Here is a 19853-nt window from a genome sequence, read left to right as displayed (position 1 = left end):
AGAGTTTCAGGCTTTTCCAGTCACTTAATTTACAAGTAGTAGAGGTAATATGCAACAGAGCCAAAAAAATCCAAAGGAACAAGATGACCAGGGGAATAACAACCCGGCGCTGAGCAAAGTGATCGAGAAGAATATCCGCACGATCATTCATCTGCGGACAAAGGCCACTCGCGAGCGGAACATACAAGACCGCATGGCGGACGCCGTTACTTCTTTTTCTGGGCGGATGGTTTTCGTTTATGTGCATATTCTATGGTTCGGGATATGGATACTGCTTAATACCGGCTGGTTCGGTGTGCGCGGCTTTGACCCGTTCCCCTATGGGCTTCTGACCATGGTCGTCTCTCTGGAAGCGATCTTTCTTTCGACATTTGTGCTTATCAGCCAAAATCGTTTGAGCGAAGAGACCGAACGTCGCGCTGACCTGGCCCTGCACATCGGCTTGTTGACCGAGCATGAATTGACGCGTGTGTTGCAAATGCTGGATGTGATACAGGAAAAGATGGGGATCGTAGACCACGAGAACAGCGACCTGGCCGACCTTGAAATGGAAACCAAGCCGGAGGATGTATTGGCTGAGATCCATCGGCTGCAAGCCATTGAGGCCGAGAAAAGGCAGGCTTCGTATGAGTAAATTTCCCGACAGACGGATCAATGCAGAAGCAGAATATCGAAACATCTTTGAAGCCGCAAGCGACGGGTTGGTGATCTATGACATCGAGAAGGCTGTGATAGTTGAAGCCAATCCGGCCGCTTGCAGTATGCATGGCTACACTCATGAGGAATTTATTGGATTGAATCCGCGTGTCTTTATCATCCCGGAAAACCTTGTTCTGTTCATGGAACATGTCCATATGGTTGAGACGGACAATACCTTCGAGGCGCTTGTCGTTCACTTGCACAAGGATGGCACACCATTCCATGCCGAAGTAAGCAGGTCGAGCATCTATTATCAGGGCAGGCCGTGCCTGTTGAGCGTCATCCGGGATGTCAGTCAGCGTATCCAAACTGAAAATTCACTCAGCGGACAAGTGGAAGCCAGAATGCGCGAACAGGCGACCCTGCTTGCCATCTCTCACACGCTGGCATTCACGCTGGAACTCCAACCGGGCTTGATCCTCGACCAGTTGCGTGAGATCATCGAATATGAGCATGCCGGGCTTTTCTCATTTGAGGATCCCCATCTGATCACCCTTGCCATGCGCGGTACAAAGCAATTGGAGAAATCCGCGCCGATCCATATCCATTTGAACAACCCCGAGACCCTGACCATGTTGTTCAATAATCATCGCCCGATTCGAATCGTCAATATCTGGAGTGACCATCCTAATTCACTATTTCTGCGTTCACTTCTGAACGATGGAAGTGCCATATTGCTCGATGGAATGCAGTCATGGATGTGGGTGCCGCTGGCGGTAAGAAGCCGCATTGTTGGCGGTATCGGCGTGGCGCACGGAAAACAAAATCACTTCACAGCACATCATGCAGACCTGGCGCTCAGTGTGGCGAATCAAGCGGCCATCACCATGGTCAATGCGGAGCTATACGGGCATGCACAGGCGCTCGCGGTATTGGAAGAACGCCAGCGTTTGGCACGCAACCTGCACGATGCCATCAACCAATCCCTGTTCTCTGCGGGCTTGATCGCCGAGGTGCTTCCGCGTTTGTGGGAGCGTGATCAACAGGAGGCGCGCAAGTCTCTTGGGGACCTGCGCCGATTGACACGCGGCGCCCAGGCCGAGATGCGCTCGTTGTTGGCCGAGCTGCGTCCGACTACATTGACCGATTCAAGCCTTGGCGAGTTGTTAACCCTTTTGGGGAATGCACACTCAGGCCGCACGAACACCCCAGTGGAAGTTATCGCGACTGGAGAGTTCACTCCACCTGCCGAAGTTCAAGTAGCCTTCTATCGTGTGTGTCAGGAGGCGCTTTATAACATTGCCAAACATGCCAACGCCAGCGCGGTGGAGATCATCCTGCATCAGAGTGAAAGCATGCTTGATTTGCGCATTCAGGATAACGGTCAGGGTTTTGAACCGATGCATCAAGTTGCAGGTCACTATGGGCTGAGCATCATGCGTGAGCGTGCAGAAGCCGTCGGAGCCGTGTTATCCGTCAACAGCCAGCCTGATCAGGGGACTGAAATTTCCATTTATTGGAAAAATCCCAACAAAAAGGAATCCTTATGAATTTACCTCCATCCAATCCCATTCGAGTAATGATCGTTGACGACCACATGATGGTCCGCCGGGGGCTTGCTACTTTTTTGAAGGTCTTTGACGACCTGGAACTGTCTGGCGAGGCTGAGAACGGCGAAGTTGCCATTCAACTCTGCGCCAGGGTGCAGCCCGATGTGATCCTTATGGATATGGTCATGCCGATCATGGACGGGGCCGCTGCGACGCGCGCCATTCGGCAGCAATTCCCGCAAGTGCAGGTGATCGCGTTGACCAGCTTTAAGGAAGGCGAGTTGATCAAGAATGCATTGGAGGCTGGGGCGATCGGTTATTTGCTCAAGGATGTCACTGCGGATGATCTGGTTCGTGCCATTCGCGCCGCCCAGCGCGGACGTGTCACGCTCTCCCCGGAAGCTGCTCAAATTCTAGTGGAGACAGCCAACCTGCCGCCAGTGCCCGGCGGTGACCTGACCGAACGTGAGCGGGAGGTGCTGGTCTTGATGATCGAGGGCTTGAACAACACCCAGATCGCGGGCAGGCTGACCGTCAGCCCATCCACGGTCAAATCGCATGTCAGTAATATTCTTTCGAAGTTGGGGGTTGCGAGCCGCACCGAAGCGGTGACGCTCGCATTGCGAAACAAAATCGTTTAAGGCTGAACAGCGGCTTCATGTTTCTTCTCCCCCAAGTGGGGGAGAAGAAAACTCCCCAACTGATGGATGAGGTTGGGGAGTTTTCTTTGTAAAATTAAGTGCTGAGATTTGTATTTGCAGTTTTGAGGGAAAAATCCAGTTTTGTGGAGTGGAAACCATGCAAACATTGGAAGATTCGGAGCTTCGTTACCGACGCCTGTTTGAAGCGGCCCAGGATGGGATATTGATTCTAAATGCTGAGACAGGCATGATTGAGGATGTCAACCCATATCTGATCAAGATGCTGGGCTATTCACGCGAAGAGTTTGTTGAAAAGAAACTGTGGGAAGTGGGCGCATTCAGGGATATTGAGGCCAGCAAGGAGGCATTTGAAGCCTTACAGGCCAATGAATACATTCGCTATGAAGACCTGCCGCTAAAGGCGAAGGATGGGAGTTTGGTGCAGGTGGAATTCGTCAGTAATGTCTATATGGCGGGCAGTCAAAAGATCATTCAATGCAATATTCGTGATATTACCGACCGCAAGCAGGCGGAGGAAAGAATTCGCCAACTTAATGTTGACCTTGAAAGGCGCGTGGCGGAACGCACGATGGAACTGGTCTACGCCAACCAGGTTAAGGATGAATTCCTGGCCAATATGAGCCATGAATTACGCACACCGCTTAGCGGCATTTTGGGTTTCTCCGAGTCGCTGATGGCAGGCGTGTACGGCGAACTGGTGAGCAGGCAGGATTACGCCGTGCAAATGATCCGCTCCAGCGGCGAACATTTATTGGAATTGATCAACGATATTTTGGATATCTCCAGGATCGAGGCGGGTAAATTCGATTTTCGCCTTGAAGAGGTGGAAGTAAATCAAATTTGCCATGCAAGCCTGGCTTTTATCAGACAGTTGGCAAATAAAAAATCAATTATGGTGGAATATACGATCTCTGAAGACGCGATAATGATCTTTGCAGACCCAAGGCGGCTCAAGGAGGTGCTTATCAACCTGCTGAACAACGCCGTGAAGTTCACCCCTGCAAAAGGCAGGGTCATACTTGATGTGCAGGCAAGTGCCGAAGAAAGCCTGATGCGCTTTTCCATCCAGGATACGGGCATCGGCATCGCTCCCGAAGACCTCCCGAAATTATTTCATCCTTTCGTACAGTTGGATGGCGGCCTGTCTCGTCAATATGAGGGCACTGGGCTGGGCCTTGCGCTGGTGAAGAAAATGGTTGAATTACATGATGGCAGGGTTGAAGTGCGAAGCGAGCCCGGCAGGGGCAGCCGTTTTACCGTTGTGCTGCCGTGGAGCGCGGGAATGCAGGCGCTCAACGACCGTGACTTGGTCGAGAGCAGTGTTGAACCATATGCTGTTGCCCCGCTTGTGCCTTTGAGAATTCGCGGAAAAATTTTGCTTGCGGAAGACCACGAAACCAATGTGCTTGTCACCAGGGATTATCTGGAAAACCGCGGATATCAGGTCTTTATTGCCCGCAGTGGAAGGGAGGTGCTTTCAAAGGTGGAGGAGTTCATTCCCGATATCATTTTGATGGATATTCAGATGCCAGACCTGAACGGCATTGACACAACCCGCCGCCTCCGTACCGACCCGCGGTTTGCCACTCTTCCAATCATCGCGCTCACCGCCTTTGCCATGCTCGGCGACCGCGAACGCTGTCTTGAAGCCGGTATGAATGAATATGTGAGCAAGCCGTTTAAACTGAAGGAGTTGGAACGCATGATGGAACGGTTTTTGAATTTCACCGATTGATGCTGGAATTTCACGATACTCACCCTACGCAGTGTCGTTCTGAGCGGAGCGACACTTGCGTTGCACGGCAGTGCAATGAGAACCTCTAAAATTGTCTCAGAGACCCTTCGCTATCGCTCAGGGAATCACTATTTGGACGTATCACGATATACGGAATTGAAAAGTAATTTGGCCCGAACCCTCCCCCAGGTGACGGAGAGAGATTCTCCCCAGCCGATGGATGCGGCTGGGTTGGATAGGTTGTATGATGAGCATATGACCCGCATTTATATCTCCAATGCACGACCCGAAGAAAGCTCCGCACTTCGCCTGATCCTTCTTGATCAAAAGATGGAGGTGGTTGGCGAAGCTTCCGACTGGATCACCACGGTCGTTCAAGTGCCGATCAATCACGTGGAAATGCTGCTGGTGGATTGGGATGTACTCCCGATCAATTCGCCCGACGCAGCGCTGGGTGCGCTTCGAAAAGCCTGTCCCTCTGTGTTGGTGGTTATCCTGATCAGCCATTTGGATGCTCAAAAGCAAGCCGCGCTCTCGGTCGTGGCGGATATGTTTATCAACAAAAGTGAAACGCCTGAACGCATGGCTGAACAGTTGCAAGTTGTTGCCATGAGCATTCCCAACCGATGACAATGTCTGCGGGGAATTTTATCAAGCTTCGATATTTGTTAATTCAATTTCACGTCTGGAGTATATAAATGAAAAAAAGATTTTCCATCTTTGACTTTAAGCTGTTTAAGTATCTCAGGCGGCTCGTTGGCAACGAGTACCCGGATAGCAAGTCTAAATTGAAAAAGAACAAGGTTGTGGTTGAAGACAATCTCCGCTGGCAGGATGATGGTGGACCGGTGGTGGAGGTTGCCAAGCCAGCAGAAGCGGATGAAAAGGATTCGTTAAAGAAAGAATAAGGGAAAACTGCTAAAGAGATCATTGGTATCAGCTTTGGATTGAATGAGATATTGGGCATCCGCTGTGCTCCCCCAAGTGGTGGAGAAGCATTCTCCCCGTTCGATGGATGCGGCAGGAGGGGAGGTGTTGTAGCATTAACATAAATCTTAAGAAGGACTGGCGTGCAAGACGAAGTTTTCGATCGACTTGTCAACAACTATGATATTCAAAAAGAAACCCCAACCAGAAACAGAGAAGAACCCCATACCCACCTCCACACCTGCCAATGAAAACAAGCTGGATGAAGCGCTCGCAGTCGATATCAGGCTGCCTAGAATTATTTATACCGACCATGAGCACAAACACATCACATTGAAGGAATCGGAGTCCCGCTATCGCCGACTCTTCGAGACTGCCAAAGACGGCATCCTGATCCTGGATGGGGACACGGGGCGGATCATGGATGCCAATCCATTCCTTCAGGATATGTTGGGGTACTCTGAAAAGGAGTTGATCGGCAGGGCGCTATGGGAGATCGGCGCGGTCAAAGATATCCCTGCCAGTCAGGAGGCCATGCGGGAGCTGCAAAAGAACGAGTACATCCGTTATGAAGATATCCCCTTGCAGACCAAGGCGGGAGATCGCAAACACGTGGAGTTCGTCAGCAATGTTTACCTGGTAGACGGCTGGCGGGTGATCCAATGCAACATCCGCGACATCACGGATCGCAAACGCGCTGAAGCTCAGGTGCTGGCAACAAACGATAAATTAACGGCTTTGGTGAACGAACTTCAATGGCGCGACAAACAAATGCAGTTAATGAATCGCATGAATGAATTGCTGCAATCCTGTATTACGCGGGATGAAGCCTTTCGTGTCATTACTCTCTCTGCCGCTGATTTATTTCCCGGGCACAATGGCAGCCTCGCGATCCTGCCCAGCAGGAATGAGAATCTGGTCGTGGTGGCCCGCTGGGGAGAAGAGCTCATTATGGAGCCCATTTTCTCCCTGGATGATTGTTGGTCACTGCGTCTCGGTAAGATCCATGAAGTGACTGATCTGGAAGCGGGACTGTTATGTCATCATTTCATTAATCCACCGCAGGGCGGCTACTTTTGTCTGCCTCTGACCGTGCAGGGCGAAACACTGGGAGTGTTGTCTTTAATCGATAATACGGTTCAAAAAGGCGAGCATCCACCTGGCCTAAAGCAGCTGGCTGTAACCGTGAGTGAAACGATCAAGCTGTCTCTCTCCAACTTAAGGCTGCGCGATGAATTGCGCCAGCAGGCGATTCAAGACCCGCTGACCGGCCTGTTCAATCGCCGTTACCTGGATGAGACCCTGCCGCGCGAGTTGAATAGAGCACAGCGGCTGAACTCCCCATTGTGTGTGGTGATGCTCGACATTGATGGGTTCAAACAATTCAACGATTCTTTTGGGCATGGCCCAGGCGATTCGTTGTTGTGCGAGTTTGCAAGCGTACTGCGCGAACACCTGCGCAAAAGCGACATCTCATGCCGCTATGGGGGAGATGAGTTTGTACTTGTCATGCCCGATTCGTCCATTGTGGATACACAGCAGCGGGTGGAACAGATCCGCGTATTGTTGGAGGAACTTCAGCATATTCAAGGCGGTCAGCAATCCCTGGAGACAATCACCTTGTCGGCCGGTATCGCGTATATGCCCGATCACGGCACGACTGAAATCGATCTAATGAAGGCGGCTGATGAGGCCATGTATAGGGCCAAACAGGAAGGGCGTAATCGTGTGGTTGTTTACCAGAAACCATCCCAATCAATGGAAATGGCAGCGGCCCTTGGCTGATCCAGGAGCCGTTAAGAACAGGATAAACAACCAATGACAACAGATGAATATGATCTGATCGTGATCGGCGCAGGCGGCGCGGGCAGCACGGCTGCCGGAAATGCGGCAGAAATGGGCAAGCATGTTGCGCTGATCGAACGCGATAAATTGGGTGGTACGTGTCTCAACTATGGGTGTGATCCAACAAAAACACTTTTACACACAGCTTCAGTGTTTTACCATGCAAGCCATGCCTCCGGACTTGGGTTACGCATCTCACAGGCTAAAGTTGATTGGGAAGCGGTGCAAGCTCATGTTCGGCAGGTACAGGAAACCATTCGCGGCGGCACACTCGAACAGGCTAGTGCGGGTATTGCGGCACAAGGTATTGACCTGTTTATGGGTGAAGCGATGTTTACGTCACCGCATGAGATCAGGGTGAATGGCGTGACTTTACGCAGCAAGCGATTCGTGATCGCAACAGGCACAGTTGCCATGATCCCCGAGATAGATGGACTATCGAAAGCCGGTTACATCACCAACGTTGAAGCCGTGTCTTTGCCTGAACTGCCGAAACGTCTGGTGGTAATCGGCGGCGGTCCAATTGGCCTGGAGTTCGCGCAAATGTTCAGCCGCCTTGGCGCACAAGTGACGGTACTTGAACGCGGTGAACAGCCTCTGCCGCGCGAAGATCCTGAGCTCGCCATGTTGTTATGTTCGCAGCTTACTGCGGAAGGCATCCGCCTGGAATTTGGTGCCGAGATGCGCTGTGGGGATATCGATGAGCATGGAAAGCATATCCACCTCCACGGCAAGGATGGGAAGAAAGAAGATCTTACAGCTGATCAACTATTGATTGCGGTCGGGAGGAAACCGGCACTGGACAAACTCAATCTTGAAGCGGCCGGTGTCCAATATACTGAAGATGGTGTTACGACCGACGCAACCTTGCGCACGAATGTGCCGCATATCTGGGCAGCCGGTGACATTACCAGCAAATATCAGTTTACACATGTCGCCTCTGACCAGGGCAAACTGGTTGCGCATAACGTCTTTGCCCGCAAGCCAAAAGAATTTGACGACCGAGTCATACCCTGGGTGACATTTACCGATCCTGAACTTGCGCGAGTCGGCATGCTGGAGGCAGAGCTGAAGGAGGCAAAGATCGAGTACCGTGTGGGACGTGCATATTTCAACAAACTCGACCGTGCGATTGCCAACAATCAAACCTTCGGCAGCGTAAAGCTCCTGGCTGATATGGATGGAAACATACTCGGTGGGCATATTCTCAGCGCGAACGCAGGCGAGTTGATTGCGCCCATCATCTACGCAATGCGATTTGGTCTGACGGCTAAGAAGATGGCTGGCGCGATGCTGCCATATCCAACGATGGCTGAAGCGGTGCGTTGGGCGGCATCCCAACTTTAAACCGGCACGAAATTTTGCACGATCGCCGATCCGTTGAAGGCGTCGTTTGTCAATTGGTATCAATGATTCATATTATGCAAGGAGAAATCTCATGAAAAAGCAGGCAGGTTTGTGGATCGACCATCGGAAGGCTGTGATCGTACTGATCACCGACGAGGGGGAGGAAGTAAAGAAGATCATATCGGGCATGGAAAAGCATGTCCGTTTTACAGGGGGCGACGGATCAGAAGAAGGTTCATCGGAGGATGTGCGTGATCGTCAGTTTGGAAATCATCTAAACAGTTACTACGATGAGGTCATTGCTGTTGTTCGTAACTCAGACGCCATTCAGATCTTTGGTCCAGGCGAGGCCAAGGGCGAGCTGGAGAAACGGCTGAAGAACGAGGGACTTAAAGACGAGGCCCTTTCCGTCGAAACTATGGATAAGATGACGGACCGCCAGATCTCTGCAAAAGTCCGGGAACATTTTTCGACATAAAAAAATATTTGAAGCTGCATCCTGAGGAGTACGCATGAATAAACCTGGAACGATACCCATAAAGCTGATCGCCGTTATGCAGATCCTTGCGGTCACTTTGCTTGCGGCCTGCGCTGCCAGCGTCCCGACTACTGTATGCCATGCTACGGGTGACTCGGCAAACCCGTATGAAGAGATCACTGTTACCAGTGCTGAATTGAATGAGCATATTGGGCATCCGAACGATATCAACCCTGCACCGGCAGGAGGCTGCCCCGCAAGCGTGGTCGTGGTCATTGACGGCAAGATCACCATTTGCCATGCCACCAGCAGCGAGGCCAAGCCTTATAACGAAATCACCATAAGCGTGAATGGTTTAAATGGTCATGGCGATCATGAAGGCGATCTCATCCCAATGCCGGAGGCGGGCTGCCCGACGGCCGCGGCTGCGATCAGTGATGACACGATCACCATCTGCCATGCCACGAGCAGTGAAAAGAATCCTTATAACGAGATCACGGTAAGCATTAACGGGTTGAATGGTCACAATAGCCATACGGGCGATATCATCCCTGCACCAGAGGGCGGCTGCCCAACGACACGTCCGTAGTTCGTTCCAACCAAGCCCAACCTGAAACATGGCTCGCCCCGAAATTGATCTTTCGCGGGCGGGTTTTTTGTTTCTTCAAACGGCATCCGCTGTGCTCCCCCAACTGGTGGAGAAACACCCACCCCGTTCGATGGATGTAATAAGAGGATGTTTCTTGTATGATGGGTTATAGAGCAAATTGCTCAGACAGGAGAAAGTTCATGTTATATACCATTGTCGTAATTCTCGTAGTCCTATGGTTGCTTGGCTTTTTAGGCGCGAATATCAGTCCGAGTTTTCCGTCTACAGGCGGTTGGATTCACTCTCTGCTCGTCATTGCGGTCATTCTCGTTATTCTGAACCTGATGGGAATTATATAATCCCGTGTTCGTTGAAAATTACGGGCAGCCCCAGACAAGCCTGCCCATGTATGTGAAAGAAAAGAAAGGATAACCCCATGATTTACACAGTCATTGTAGTTCTAATCGTTTTGTTCTTAATTGGTTACTTGCGATAAGCCAACAGCCGAAGCCGTAACTTTACGGGAGAACTTTTTAGATCGTAACCAACCCATCCATGTGCAAGGCTAATTGTTGTGATACTCACAGCAATTAGCCTTGTCATTCAGCCTCTGGTAACGCCAGAATTGCGAGGAAGATGCTGTATGCCGCCATAACGAGACGAGCGCATGGCAGCAGGAGGAAAATAATTGAAAACTGAGAACAAACTTGACCTTTCCGTCTCCATGCTGCGAGCCAGCATCCTCGCTATCTTTATCATGGTCCCCATCGCAGTTTTGCAATTCAGTCTGTTTAATATATTGAACCATATGACGGAAATAACGGTCACACTTAACCTCATGGGAATCCTTCTTTTTGGAATTATCGTGCTCGCAAGTGTTGTGGCGCACGAACTGATCCACGGGTTGACGTGGGTCGCGGCGGGGAAAAAGCCATTCTCGGCGGTGAAGTTCGGGATTGACTGGAAGACTCTGACTCCCTTTGCCCATTTGATGGAACCCATTGAGGTTAACGTATACAGGATCGGCGGAATCATGCCCGGCCTTGTTTTGGGAATTCTTCCTTTTTTTCTCAGCCTGATAACAGGCAATAACGGCCTTTTGTGGTTTAGCATTCTCCAAACAGCGGCCGCAAGCGGAGACTGGGTGATTCTGTTGATGCTGCGTAATGTGAAGAATGGAACCCTGGTTGAAGATCACCCGACACGGGCAGGTTGTTATTCCTACATCTCCCAATGAGCGCGAGATCAATTGTAGTTTGAAAATGGATCCCGATTCTCAGGCAGGAGTAATTTAGAGGAGATTTAAAAACATGAATGATTCAATTCTCGCGACAGCCGCAATCACCATCAATGCCCCCGTAACCAAAGTGTGGGAGGCGTTGGTCACGCCGAGTCTTATCAAGAAATATCTACTTGGCACTGAAGTTATAACCGACTGGCAGGAAGGCAGCCCGATCACATACAAAGGCGTATGGGAAGGCAAGCCGTACAAGGATAAGGGGAAAATTTTGGAGGTGGAACCAGGCAGGCTTTTGGTTTCCACTTTCTGGAGCTCACTGGCAGGCGAGCCTGACCTCCCAGAATACTATAAAACCATTCGTTATAACCTGTACGTTGAAGGTAATGATACGATCCTGACCATCACTCAGGATAAAAATAAAACACAGGATGAGGCCGGCAATTCCGAGTTGAACTGGAAAGCGGTTCTCGCTGAAATGAAAAAGCTGATCGAAAGCTGATCGGTACGGTCGGATCCTGGCGTTATACCCATTGCTCATAATTTACTCAACGGACGAATGCGGCGAAAATACTTGTTAAAAGACTAAACGAAGTTAAGGCAGTAATCATGAAAAAAATGCAAGATTCAGAGCTTCGCTATCGCCGCCTGTTCGAGGCCGCCCAGGATGGCATCTTAATTCTGGATGCCAAAACGGGAATGATCGAAGATGTCAATCCATTTTTGATAAAAATGCTGGGGTATTCGCGTGAAGAGTTCATAAAAAAGAAACTCTGGGAAGTGGGTGCGTTCAGGGATATTGAAGCCAGTCAGGATGCCTTTGAGGCATTGCAGATGAACGAATATATCCGCTATGAAGACCTGCCGCTCAAAACGAAAGATGGACGGCTCATACAGGTGGAATTCGTCAGCAATGTATATCTGGTGGGAAATGAAAAAGTGATCCAATGTAATATCCGTGACATCACCAAGCGCTGGCAGGCAGAGGAGGCGTTGCGGAAGAATGGCGAATTACTCCACGCCGTCTTGAATAGCGCTCCCATCACGATCTTCGCAACCGACAGCAAGGGTGTGTTTACTCTCCACGAAGGCAGCGGCCTGCAACGGGTTGGAATGAAGCGCGGCGAGAATGTCGGCGAATCAGCTTTCGAACTTTTCCACTCTCTGCCGGTTACTGAGCCCTCCGGTAATGTCACGACTGGAGAAGAGGTTCTTAAGCGTGTCTTTAGCGGCGAAACTGTTGCGGGTATCACCGAACTAAAGGGCATATATTTTGATAACCGGTTTGCGCCCATCCTGGATGCAGTGGGAAATTTGGCAGGCCTGGTGGGTGTTGCAACAGATATTACCGAAAGCAAACAGGCGGGGGCAAGAATTCGACGGCAGCTTGAACATCTGACTGCCTTGAGCGCCATTGACCGCGTGATCGCAGCGAATTTTGATGTGAAACTCAGCCTTTCGGAGATCCTCACTCATGTGAGAGGTGAGCTTGAGGTTGATGCGGCTGATATTTTGATCCTGAACCCGAGTTTACAGATGTTGGAATATGGTGCTGATAGCGGTTTTCGTAACAGGGTTATTCAAAGTACACAGGTTCGTTTGGGTGAAGGCTATGCGGGACGCGTGGCTTTGGAACGTCAGTTTGTTCGGGTCAGGCATTTGGATGAGGATTCGGATCATTTACTGTTGACCAAAGTCTTGCGAGACGAGGGTTTCGTGTGTTACTTCGGCGTTCCGCTCATTTCCAAGGGACAGGTGAAAGGTGTGCTGGAAGTTTTCCATCGCAGTGAACTTGAGCCTGACGCAGAATGGTTTGATTTTTTCAGCACTCTGGCTGGGCAAACGGCAATCGCATTGGAGAATGCCATGCTGTTTGAGAGTCAGCAGCGCTCGAATCAGGAACTGACTCTGGCATACGATGCCACGATCGAAGGCTGGTCGCGCGCGCTGGACTTGCGTGACAAGGAAACTGAAGGACATTCCAAACGAGTGACAGAGAGAGCAGTAAAGCTGGCACGTACATTCGGTTTGAGCGAGACGGAACTGATACAAGTCCGTTGGGGAGCGTTGCTTCATGATATTGGCAAGATGGGTGTTCCAGATAGCATCCTGCTCAAGCCTGATTCTCTAACAGAAGAAGAATGGATGGTAATGAAAAAACACCCAATTTTCGCTTATGAGCTGCTCGCTCCTGTTCGTTATCTGAGGCTGGCCCTGGATATTCCTTATTGTCATCATGAAAGGTGGGATGGCAGCGGTTATCCGCGGAGCCTGGCAGGGGAGCAGATTCCATTAACGGCACGCATTTTTGCAGTGGTCGACGTGCAGGATGCGCTACTCTCAGACCGCCCATACCGTACTGCATGGACGGTCGATAAAGTACGCAAGCATATCCGTACTTTATCAGGAACCCACTTTGACCCGCAGGTTGTGGAAGCATTTTTGAATGTTGATTCCTAAAGCTTGAAACGTGCAGGTAGTAGATAGGTAGTAGATAGGCAGAACATCCTGTGCCAGCGAATAAAGCCAGATGCATATGCACCTCCCCCAAGTGGCGGAGATGCACATTCCCCAGCCGATGGATGTGGCTGGGGAATGTGCATTCTATAATGATAAAGAGTACAAATAAGGAGAAATAATGCCCAAGAAATCAGAGGCCGATAAGGCACACAAGTCACATAAACCGCAAATGGCGGATTCCCGTGGACAAGATCACGCTCAAAAACAAGGCCAGGGCGGGCCGCACGATAATAGAGATAGTCACCCGAAAAAGAATCGTGACATAAAACGGGCCATCGACCGTGAAGAAGATGATACGGCCGATAAGATTGGAAAACTGGATAATGGCACGAAACCGAAGAATGGGTGTCTTCCGAAGTTGTTTATGCTGTTCCTGCCGATTATGGTAACGGGAGCATATTTTTTCCTCAGATCATAAAATGACTGAGGTCGATCACAAGCCAATAAAAAGGAGTATTTCCATGTCAGTAGCAAAAGTAAGTGAAATCATCGTCTCTTCTCCCAAGAGTTTTGATGATGCAATAACGATGGGTATTGCACGCGCTCAAAAGACACTTCGGAATCTTAAGTCTGCATGGGTCGAGAGCCAACAGATCAAGCTGGACGACAAGGGACAAATTACAGAATACCGGGTTCAGTTAAAAGTCACTTTCATTATCGACGACTGACCGAGAAGCATTTCATTCAAGCCCTGACATATCAAATGGCAGGGCTTATGTGTTCAACACCAGTTGCCTAGGAGAAGAAAATGATCAACTTTCTTATTTGGATCATCGCAGGGGCATTCGTCGGCTGGGTAGCCAGCCTCATTATGAAGACCAATAATCGGCAGGGTTTGATCGCCGATATTTTCGTCGGTATCGTCGGCGCGTTTGTAGGCGGTTACTTCCTAAGTCCACTTTTCAACGTCAGTACGATCAATGAAGGAAACTTTAGCATCCCAGCCCTGTTGGTGTCGCTGGGTGGTGCCATCATTTTGCTGGCCATCTCCAAGCTATTTCGCAACATAGGCGGGTTTCTTTTGATGGTCATTATCCTGCTGCTCATCTATATCTATGTCACCTGCTGGCCGATGGAATTGGGTTCGGCATTTTGCACAAGTGTAAAAGCATTGCCTTTCCTGCAATAATGTTCCTTTTGGCCTGGGTGCGATACAAATAAACGAATGACAATGATAACGTTTTTTAACTGGAGGATGTATCATGAAAGGTTTTATAAAGAACATCGAAGATATTTCCATCAAGAATGAAGAATTTCGGCAGGTGCTCTATACAGCCGAGAACATTCAGCTTGTGGTCATGTCGTTAAAGCCCAAGGAAGAGATCGGGATGGAAATACACGAACTGGATCAGTTCTTTCGCGTGGAGGAGGGAACAGGTGAGGCGCTGCTTGAGGGGATTCGCACAAATATCAGCGCGGGCTTTGCCGTGCTCGTTCCTGCAGGAACGAATCACAACATCATCAATACGGGGAGTGTTCCACTGAAACTTTATACCCTCTATGCCCCTCCGAATCATAGAGACGGCGTTGTCCACCATACCCGCACCGAAGCGGAGAAGGACAATGAGCACTTTGACGGAAAAACGACAGAGTAAAAGCCCAACGATATATGGCTGTATATAAAAAGCTATATTCCCCCCCAAGTGGCGGAGACAAACACACCCCGGTCGATGGATGCGACCGGGGTGTGTTCATTGTAGGATGAATGCATGACCCGCGTATATGTAGCCGATGCAAAACCCGAAGAACGTTCCGCCCTGCGGCTGCTCGTGATCGACCTGAAAATGGAGATGGCTGGTGAAGCCGCCGATTGGTTGACCACATTGGCCCAGGTGCCAGTGAGCCGTACTGACATGTTGTTGGTGGATTGGGATCTACTTCCCGATTCCCCCGGTATTGCTCTGGACGCACTCCGAAAGGTATGCCCGACAGCGCTGGTCATTGTCCTCATTAGTCATTTGGAGGCACGTCAGCAAGCTGCGCTCTCCGCCGGGGCCGATGCATTTATCAGTAAAGGCGAAACGCCTGAACGTGTGGCTGAACGCCTGCGCGCAGTTGCAGCCGCCGTACCTAATAAATCGCCCCATCTGACCAAATGAGTTACGAAACCGGCGCATTCACAGCTGTCTCGAGCGCCGGCGAAAATTGAGACAGCTTTTGTAAACGATCAAAAGGAGAATCAAATGAACCAGGATGTAATGGAAGGCAAGTGGAAGCAAATGAAAGGCGAGGCCAAGGCATGGTGGGGCAAACTCACCGATGATGACCTCGACCGGGCAGCTGGCAAATTCGAAGTCCTTGCCGGTTTGCTTCAGGAAAAGTATGGCTATACCCGTGAGGCCGCGGCCAGTGAGATCGACAAGCGCGTAACGGAGTATGAAGCCAAATTGAAGAAGAATACCGTCCCCGCCGCTAAATAAGCGAATTTATTCTGCACCCCTTCCACTCTGGAAGGGATGCAGACCCGCCGATATCGTCATTCATATACTATATAGTAACAAATAAAAAAGGATAAAAACATGAACATTATCATCTATCTTATTGCTGGAGCGATCGTTGGCTATATTGCCAGCAGGATCATGCATACAAATTCACAACAGGGTACGCTGCTTGACATCGTGGTAGGCGTCATCGGCGCGTTCATTGCTGGTTACTTTATCAGCCCATTGTTGGGTATCGGAACCATTAACGACGCTGTGACCCTCCCAACCATGTTGGTGACCCTCGTCGGCGCAGTTATTCTGCTATGGATTGTCAAAGCCGTTCGTCGCTAATAAAGCGATACCGGTTATTTAACTCAAGTTAATAGAGTAGATGGTCAGGGGCATCATACACTCCTGACCATCATTATTTATCGCAAACTGGATTTACACAGGCGAGAACGACCGCTCATTTAAATAATCGAGCCATGTTTAGAAAGAAGATTTGAAATGTCAAACGAAAATAGAATGTCAGAAGTAAGAACGTCACAAAACGAACCAGGACGAGAACAGCGCATCTTCTCTTTTAAAGCGACTCAATTGGTTTGGCTGTTATTCGGAATTCTTGAGGCTCTGATCGCGCTCCGCATCGGACTTAAGTTGATCGGGGCCAACCCCGAGAGCCCGATCGTAGCCCTGATCTATGGATTTACCTACTTGTTCCTGTTCCCATTTGAGGGACTGGTCGGCTCACCCGGATCTGGCAACATGGTGCTTGAACTTTCCTCCATGTTCGCGATGCTGATTTACGGTCTGATCGCATGGGCCATGGAAAGAATAATCTGGTTGATCTTCTACCGTCCGCGCGGCCCAGTGGTGGCAGTTACTGAAACCACGACCAGTGAGAACCATACCACGCGCTAAATAACAGAGGCAGAAATGAATACCCCTCTTCCTTCGGAAGGTTCTAAAAAACGGCAATCGGGCGTTTTTCTAGCCAGCCAGCTTGTTTTCAATGGCATCCTACAATGGCTGACTAGTTTCATTCGACTGACGGAAGAGGAACAAAAGGATGCTGGTATTTATTTGGGGTACCAATACCCTGAATAAATACCAGCACGATTTCCAATATAGGCACTTTTTATACTTAGACAACAAGGAGAAAAACATAATGGACAACGAATATCAAGTCCCCGAACACCGTAAGAGCAACTTTTTTAGCGTTTTGGTCGGTATGCTGATCGGCAGCCTGGCTGGCGCTGTCACCATGCTGCTGCTGGCTCCCCAATCCGGCGAAGACACCAGATCGCAGATCCAGGAAAAAGGCATTGAACTGCGCGATCGAACCACTGCGATGGTGGAAGATGCAATGGCGCAAATGCGCCAGGATAGAAATCTGTTAACCATTGGCGGAAAGCGGAAGGCAAAAGAATTATTGCAGCAAGGCCAAACACTGGTCGTTGAGCAATTGGATCGCGTTTCCGACGCTGCACAAGCAGGGAAAAAGGCAATCCAAAGCTCCTCAGGCTTATAACAGCACATGATGATGCTGTAGGAAATGCGATGAGCCAATGGCTGCGATCTTTATGGACAGCAACCTCATCCGTATGAATTCAAAGGAGAATAAAAATGAATATGGATAGATGGAAATGGATATTGCTCGGAATCTTTTTAATCATCACAGGCCTCGGCCTGCTTGGCATCGGCCTTGGCGCAATATTTAACGTCATCGCGGGAATCTGCGCGCTGATCGCCGGTATTTTATTCATAATCAACCGCTAACTCCAATATTCCTCTAAAGAGCACAATCTCAAACCGGGAGACCAGCTCTTTAGAGGAATTGTACTATTTCCAAAAACGGGAGCAAAATCTTGAAAACACCCCGGGAAATCAACACCGGGTGAAGGAAGGCTTCATGCTTGAATTGACGATCCTGATCCTGACAGTGCAATGGTTTCTCAGCTTGTTTGGCCAGTCAGCCTTTCCGTCCATGCCCCACACAGGCGGATTTATCTACACACTGTCTGTCCTGATCATCGGCCTGATACTTATGAAATTTATTTTTCGTTTATAGCACCCGCCTTTATCCTCCAAAGATATTTATTATTGTAGTTTTTTATCAATGTCACAAAGAAAGGAATGAATATGTTTTCAGCACAGATACAAAAAGCACATGAATTTTCCCGATGTGAAGACCGAAACCAGACGGCAGGCCATGGCGAGCCCCTCAGCCCAGATCAAAAAACGGATGAAACCACCAGGGAAGCCATTTTACACGCCCTGTGGGACGATGAAATTTTGCGCACAATGGATTATCACGAATTTGATGTTCACGTCAAAAATCGGGTCGTTTATCTGGATGGTCATATTGTGAATTCGTCCGGTCAAAACAGAATCATAAATGCCATTGAGACCATTCCGGGTGTTCTCGAAATAAGGAATAACCTTATTCTGGATGACAAACTCACCCTCGAAGTAGCCGCATTGCTTGGACAGTTGGAACATGTTTATCGATGCAAGTTCTTTACCGGAGCCTCGCATGGGGTGGTGTCCATTAACGGCATTGTGGATAAGGAAAACATAAAAATGCTGGCAGAAATGTGCGCAGCCAGTCATCCTAACGTTCGTGGTGTGATCAATAATTTGCGAGTTTTGGGAAACGATTTGCAGTCCCCAAACCAGCCTTTCCAACAACCCACCATAGGAGAGACGATCTATTTTCTTGACGGGGTTGCCGGGGTTGTAAAGCAGGTAATTCTGAATCCGAACAATCGGCGTGTAATTGCGATGACCGTTCAAGGTAAACCCATTGATCAACAGCAGGAAACCAAATCGTTGGCCGATGGCACATCACAGTCTCAAGAACGGCTGATTGTCATACGTATGAGTACGGTCCGCTATATAACCAGAATCTCAGGGTTTTTGCGCATTGGCAGCAAAGAAAGAAATCGATACCTGGACTTTGACCCGAGTCGGTTCATTCCCCCAAGCAATGACTGGACTCCGCCATATCCGTATTGCTCCGAAGATGTGCTAATCCCCATTAAATACAAGAATGTAGCAGATACTCAAGCAGAAAATGAGCCTCAATTGCTGCCCTTTGGAGCGGTTTTGGAGGATGCTTCGGTCAGGGAACAATACTTTGCAACTGATAGTTTTGGCTTGTAGGACCGAGCAATGCAAGAGCCAGAATTGAACTCAAAATACCACTCTCAACTCATTTTAGTTGCGAATTTAAAATACTCTAAAGGAATAAGAAAATGACAGCCCCAACCATGATCGAAATAAGTAAATTTGCCATTCCCGCTTCTGATGCTCAAATCGAACGCACGGCATTGGCGCTCGAAGAAAATAACATCCATGTCATTGTTACTGAGAACGGCGTAGATGCAAAGAAGGCGCTATTTAAATTAATACCTGACAATGCAGAAGTGTTTACAGCCAGTTCGGTCACGCTAAAAACCCTGGGGATAAGCGAAGAAATAGACAGTTCCGGTCACTATGATTCCGTGCGGGCAAAACTGACATTAATGGATCGCAAAACTCAAAAACGTGAAATGGAGAAGATGGGGGCAACGCCTGAATACATGGTTGGAAGTGTTCATGCAGTGACAGAAAATGGCCATGTCATTATTGCTTCAAATACCGGCAGCCAGCTGGCGGGTTATGTTTCCGCGGCTGCCCACATCATTTGGGTGGTCGGCACTCAGAAAATCGTCCCAACCTTTGAAGACGGTATGGAGCGTCTTGAAGAATATACTTTTCCGTTGGAAAACGCACGCGCACTCCAGGCATATGGTGTCGGAAGCAACATCAACAAGTTATTGATCGTCAATAAAGAATATATGTCTGGCCGTACGACGATCATTTTTGTAAAAGAAAACCTGGGGTTTTAGTGTTGAAA

The 19853-nt window shown here is 49.4% G+C and carries 28 protein-coding genes; all 28 read left to right on the top strand.

All coding sequences use genetic code 11. The features are described from left to right. Positions 1-49 precede the first annotated feature (49 nt). The 28 genes from IPI86_RS18130 (at position 50) to IPI86_RS17995 (ending at position 19845) form a co-directional block, all read left to right on the top strand. Entirely contained in the window at positions 50-634 is a 585-nt protein-coding gene (locus tag IPI86_RS18130; RefSeq protein WP_345299417.1) for a DUF1003 domain-containing protein, read from the top strand. Continuing rightward, a complete protein-coding gene (locus IPI86_RS18125; RefSeq protein WP_345299416.1) occupies positions 627-2189 on the top strand; it encodes a PAS domain S-box protein in 1563 nt (520 codons plus the stop codon). The genes IPI86_RS18130 and IPI86_RS18125 overlap by 8 nt, the downstream gene beginning before the upstream one ends. Next, positions 2186-2830 carry a response regulator transcription factor gene (locus IPI86_RS18120; protein ID WP_345299415.1) on the top strand — a complete coding sequence of 215 codons (645 nt, stop codon included), beginning with the start codon at positions 2186-2188 and terminating at the stop codon, positions 2828-2830. The genes IPI86_RS18125 and IPI86_RS18120 overlap by 4 nt, the downstream gene beginning before the upstream one ends. A gap of 157 nt (positions 2831-2987) precedes the next feature. Beyond that, complete coding sequence (locus IPI86_RS18115) at positions 2988-4586, top strand: ATP-binding protein (protein ID WP_345299414.1); 1599 nt, start codon at positions 2988-2990, stop codon at positions 4584-4586. 168 nt (positions 4587-4754) lie between these two features. Then, entirely contained in the window at positions 4755-5216 is a 462-nt protein-coding gene (locus tag IPI86_RS18110) for a hypothetical protein (RefSeq protein ID WP_345299413.1), read from the top strand. A gap of 68 nt (positions 5217-5284) precedes the next feature. Beyond that, positions 5285-5494: a hypothetical protein gene (locus IPI86_RS18105; protein ID WP_345299412.1), complete on the top strand. Its 210-nt coding sequence runs from the start codon at positions 5285-5287 to the stop codon at positions 5492-5494. Positions 5495-5693: 199 nt separating this feature from the next. Further along, a complete protein-coding gene (locus IPI86_RS18100) occupies positions 5694-7298 on the top strand; it encodes a diguanylate cyclase (RefSeq protein ID WP_345299411.1) in 1605 nt (534 codons plus the stop codon). Positions 7299-7331: 33 nt separating this feature from the next. Continuing rightward, a complete protein-coding gene (locus tag IPI86_RS18095) occupies positions 7332-8705 on the top strand; it encodes an FAD-dependent oxidoreductase (RefSeq protein WP_345299410.1) in 1374 nt (457 codons plus the stop codon). Between the two features lie 91 nt (positions 8706-8796). Continuing rightward, entirely contained in the window at positions 8797-9183 is a 387-nt protein-coding gene (locus IPI86_RS18090; protein WP_345299409.1) for a hypothetical protein, read from the top strand. Between the two features lie 34 nt (positions 9184-9217). Next, positions 9218-9772, top strand: coding sequence for a hypothetical protein (locus IPI86_RS18085; protein WP_345299408.1), 555 nt, complete (start codon positions 9218-9220; stop codon positions 9770-9772). A gap of 200 nt (positions 9773-9972) precedes the next feature. After that, positions 9973-10131 carry a lmo0937 family membrane protein gene (locus IPI86_RS18080; RefSeq protein WP_345299407.1) on the top strand — a complete coding sequence of 53 codons (159 nt, stop codon included), beginning with the start codon at positions 9973-9975 and terminating at the stop codon, positions 10129-10131. 329 nt (positions 10132-10460) lie between these two features. Then, positions 10461-11009, top strand: a complete 549-nt coding sequence (locus tag IPI86_RS18075) for a DUF3267 domain-containing protein (RefSeq protein ID WP_345299406.1) — start codon at positions 10461-10463, stop codon at positions 11007-11009. A 73-nt stretch (positions 11010-11082) separates the two neighbouring features. After that, positions 11083-11511, top strand: coding sequence for an SRPBCC family protein (locus tag IPI86_RS18070; RefSeq protein WP_345299405.1), 429 nt, complete (start codon positions 11083-11085; stop codon positions 11509-11511). Positions 11512-11618: 107 nt separating this feature from the next. Beyond that, complete coding sequence (locus tag IPI86_RS18065; protein ID WP_345299404.1) at positions 11619-13469, top strand: HD domain-containing phosphohydrolase; 1851 nt, start codon at positions 11619-11621, stop codon at positions 13467-13469. Positions 13470-13647: 178 nt separating this feature from the next. Next, on the top strand, positions 13648-13947 hold the full coding sequence (locus IPI86_RS18060) for a hypothetical protein (RefSeq protein WP_345299403.1): 300 nt from the start codon (positions 13648-13650) through the stop codon (positions 13945-13947). A gap of 43 nt (positions 13948-13990) precedes the next feature. Next, positions 13991-14197 (top strand): dodecin family protein, encoded by a 207-nt coding sequence (locus IPI86_RS18055; RefSeq protein WP_345299402.1) that lies wholly within the window; start codon positions 13991-13993, stop codon positions 14195-14197. A gap of 80 nt (positions 14198-14277) precedes the next feature. Next, the gene (locus IPI86_RS18050) at positions 14278-14658 is read left to right on the top strand and encodes a GlsB/YeaQ/YmgE family stress response membrane protein (protein WP_345299401.1); all 381 of its coding nucleotides are present in this window, start codon (positions 14278-14280) and stop codon (positions 14656-14658) included. A gap of 73 nt (positions 14659-14731) precedes the next feature. Then, positions 14732-15124, top strand: a complete 393-nt coding sequence (locus IPI86_RS18045; RefSeq protein ID WP_345299400.1) for a cupin domain-containing protein — start codon at positions 14732-14734, stop codon at positions 15122-15124. Positions 15125-15238: 114 nt separating this feature from the next. Continuing rightward, the gene (locus IPI86_RS18040) at positions 15239-15628 is read left to right on the top strand and encodes a response regulator (protein WP_345299399.1); all 390 of its coding nucleotides are present in this window, start codon (positions 15239-15241) and stop codon (positions 15626-15628) included. 84 nt (positions 15629-15712) lie between these two features. Continuing rightward, positions 15713-15949 (top strand): CsbD family protein, encoded by a 237-nt coding sequence (locus IPI86_RS18035; RefSeq protein WP_345299398.1) that lies wholly within the window; start codon positions 15713-15715, stop codon positions 15947-15949. A 99-nt stretch (positions 15950-16048) separates the two neighbouring features. Then, positions 16049-16303 carry a GlsB/YeaQ/YmgE family stress response membrane protein gene (locus IPI86_RS18030; protein WP_345299397.1) on the top strand — a complete coding sequence of 85 codons (255 nt, stop codon included), beginning with the start codon at positions 16049-16051 and terminating at the stop codon, positions 16301-16303. A gap of 174 nt (positions 16304-16477) precedes the next feature. Further along, the gene (locus tag IPI86_RS18025; protein ID WP_345299396.1) at positions 16478-16873 is read left to right on the top strand and encodes a YggT family protein; all 396 of its coding nucleotides are present in this window, start codon (positions 16478-16480) and stop codon (positions 16871-16873) included. A 15-nt stretch (positions 16874-16888) separates the two neighbouring features. Beyond that, positions 16889-17059 (top strand): hypothetical protein, encoded by a 171-nt coding sequence (locus tag IPI86_RS18020; RefSeq protein WP_345299395.1) that lies wholly within the window; start codon positions 16889-16891, stop codon positions 17057-17059. A gap of 61 nt (positions 17060-17120) precedes the next feature. Further along, positions 17121-17483: a YtxH domain-containing protein gene (locus IPI86_RS18015; protein ID WP_345299394.1), complete on the top strand. Its 363-nt coding sequence runs from the start codon at positions 17121-17123 to the stop codon at positions 17481-17483. A gap of 95 nt (positions 17484-17578) precedes the next feature. After that, positions 17579-17731 (top strand): hypothetical protein, encoded by a 153-nt coding sequence (locus IPI86_RS18010; RefSeq protein ID WP_345299393.1) that lies wholly within the window; start codon positions 17579-17581, stop codon positions 17729-17731. Positions 17732-17864: 133 nt separating this feature from the next. Further along, complete coding sequence (locus IPI86_RS18005; RefSeq protein WP_345299392.1) at positions 17865-18023, top strand: hypothetical protein; 159 nt, start codon at positions 17865-17867, stop codon at positions 18021-18023. Between the two features lie 71 nt (positions 18024-18094). After that, a complete protein-coding gene (locus IPI86_RS18000) occupies positions 18095-19117 on the top strand; it encodes a BON domain-containing protein (RefSeq protein ID WP_345299391.1) in 1023 nt (340 codons plus the stop codon). Positions 19118-19209: 92 nt separating this feature from the next. Beyond that, positions 19210-19845: an LUD domain-containing protein gene (locus tag IPI86_RS17995; protein WP_345299390.1), complete on the top strand. Its 636-nt coding sequence runs from the start codon at positions 19210-19212 to the stop codon at positions 19843-19845. Positions 19846-19853 lie beyond the last annotated feature (8 nt).

This window comes from Candidatus Villigracilis affinis (assembly GCF_016705895.1).
GTDB lineage: Bacteria > Chloroflexota > Anaerolineae > Anaerolineales > Villigracilaceae > Villigracilis > Villigracilis affinis.
Note: the sequence above shows the minus strand (reverse complement) of the source record. Positions and strands in the feature narration are given on the sequence as shown.

Coding starts and splice junctions, on each gene's coding strand:
- IPI86_RS18130 (WP_345299417.1), top strand. CDS start 50: ATGCAACAGAGCCAAAAAAATCCAAAGGAACAAGATGACCAGGGGAAT.
- IPI86_RS18125 (WP_345299416.1), top strand. CDS start 627: ATGAGTAAATTTCCCGACAGACGGATCAATGCAGAAGCAGAATATCGA.
- IPI86_RS18120 (WP_345299415.1), top strand. CDS start 2,186: ATGAATTTACCTCCATCCAATCCCATTCGAGTAATGATCGTTGACGAC.
- IPI86_RS18115 (WP_345299414.1), top strand. CDS start 2,988: ATGCAAACATTGGAAGATTCGGAGCTTCGTTACCGACGCCTGTTTGAA.
- IPI86_RS18105 (WP_345299412.1), top strand. CDS start 5,285: ATGAAAAAAAGATTTTCCATCTTTGACTTTAAGCTGTTTAAGTATCTC.
- IPI86_RS18100 (WP_345299411.1), top strand. CDS start 5,694: ATGATATTCAAAAAGAAACCCCAACCAGAAACAGAGAAGAACCCCATA.
- IPI86_RS18095 (WP_345299410.1), top strand. CDS start 7,332: ATGACAACAGATGAATATGATCTGATCGTGATCGGCGCAGGCGGCGCG.
- IPI86_RS18090 (WP_345299409.1), top strand. CDS start 8,797: ATGAAAAAGCAGGCAGGTTTGTGGATCGACCATCGGAAGGCTGTGATC.
- IPI86_RS18085 (WP_345299408.1), top strand. CDS start 9,218: ATGAATAAACCTGGAACGATACCCATAAAGCTGATCGCCGTTATGCAG.
- IPI86_RS18080 (WP_345299407.1), top strand. CDS start 9,973: ATGTTATATACCATTGTCGTAATTCTCGTAGTCCTATGGTTGCTTGGC.
- IPI86_RS18070 (WP_345299405.1), top strand. CDS start 11,083: ATGAATGATTCAATTCTCGCGACAGCCGCAATCACCATCAATGCCCCC.
- IPI86_RS18065 (WP_345299404.1), top strand. CDS start 11,619: ATGAAAAAAATGCAAGATTCAGAGCTTCGCTATCGCCGCCTGTTCGAG.
- IPI86_RS18060 (WP_345299403.1), top strand. CDS start 13,648: ATGCCCAAGAAATCAGAGGCCGATAAGGCACACAAGTCACATAAACCG.
- IPI86_RS18055 (WP_345299402.1), top strand. CDS start 13,991: ATGTCAGTAGCAAAAGTAAGTGAAATCATCGTCTCTTCTCCCAAGAGT.
- IPI86_RS18050 (WP_345299401.1), top strand. CDS start 14,278: ATGATCAACTTTCTTATTTGGATCATCGCAGGGGCATTCGTCGGCTGG.
- IPI86_RS18045 (WP_345299400.1), top strand. CDS start 14,732: ATGAAAGGTTTTATAAAGAACATCGAAGATATTTCCATCAAGAATGAA.
- IPI86_RS18040 (WP_345299399.1), top strand. CDS start 15,239: ATGACCCGCGTATATGTAGCCGATGCAAAACCCGAAGAACGTTCCGCC.
- IPI86_RS18035 (WP_345299398.1), top strand. CDS start 15,713: ATGAACCAGGATGTAATGGAAGGCAAGTGGAAGCAAATGAAAGGCGAG.
- IPI86_RS18030 (WP_345299397.1), top strand. CDS start 16,049: ATGAACATTATCATCTATCTTATTGCTGGAGCGATCGTTGGCTATATT.
- IPI86_RS18025 (WP_345299396.1), top strand. CDS start 16,478: ATGTCAGAAGTAAGAACGTCACAAAACGAACCAGGACGAGAACAGCGC.
- IPI86_RS18020 (WP_345299395.1), top strand. CDS start 16,889: ATGAATACCCCTCTTCCTTCGGAAGGTTCTAAAAAACGGCAATCGGGC.
- IPI86_RS18015 (WP_345299394.1), top strand. CDS start 17,121: ATGGACAACGAATATCAAGTCCCCGAACACCGTAAGAGCAACTTTTTT.
- IPI86_RS18010 (WP_345299393.1), top strand. CDS start 17,579: ATGAATATGGATAGATGGAAATGGATATTGCTCGGAATCTTTTTAATC.
- IPI86_RS18005 (WP_345299392.1), top strand. CDS start 17,865: ATGCTTGAATTGACGATCCTGATCCTGACAGTGCAATGGTTTCTCAGC.
- IPI86_RS18000 (WP_345299391.1), top strand. CDS start 18,095: ATGTTTTCAGCACAGATACAAAAAGCACATGAATTTTCCCGATGTGAA.
- IPI86_RS17995 (WP_345299390.1), top strand. CDS start 19,210: ATGACAGCCCCAACCATGATCGAAATAAGTAAATTTGCCATTCCCGCT.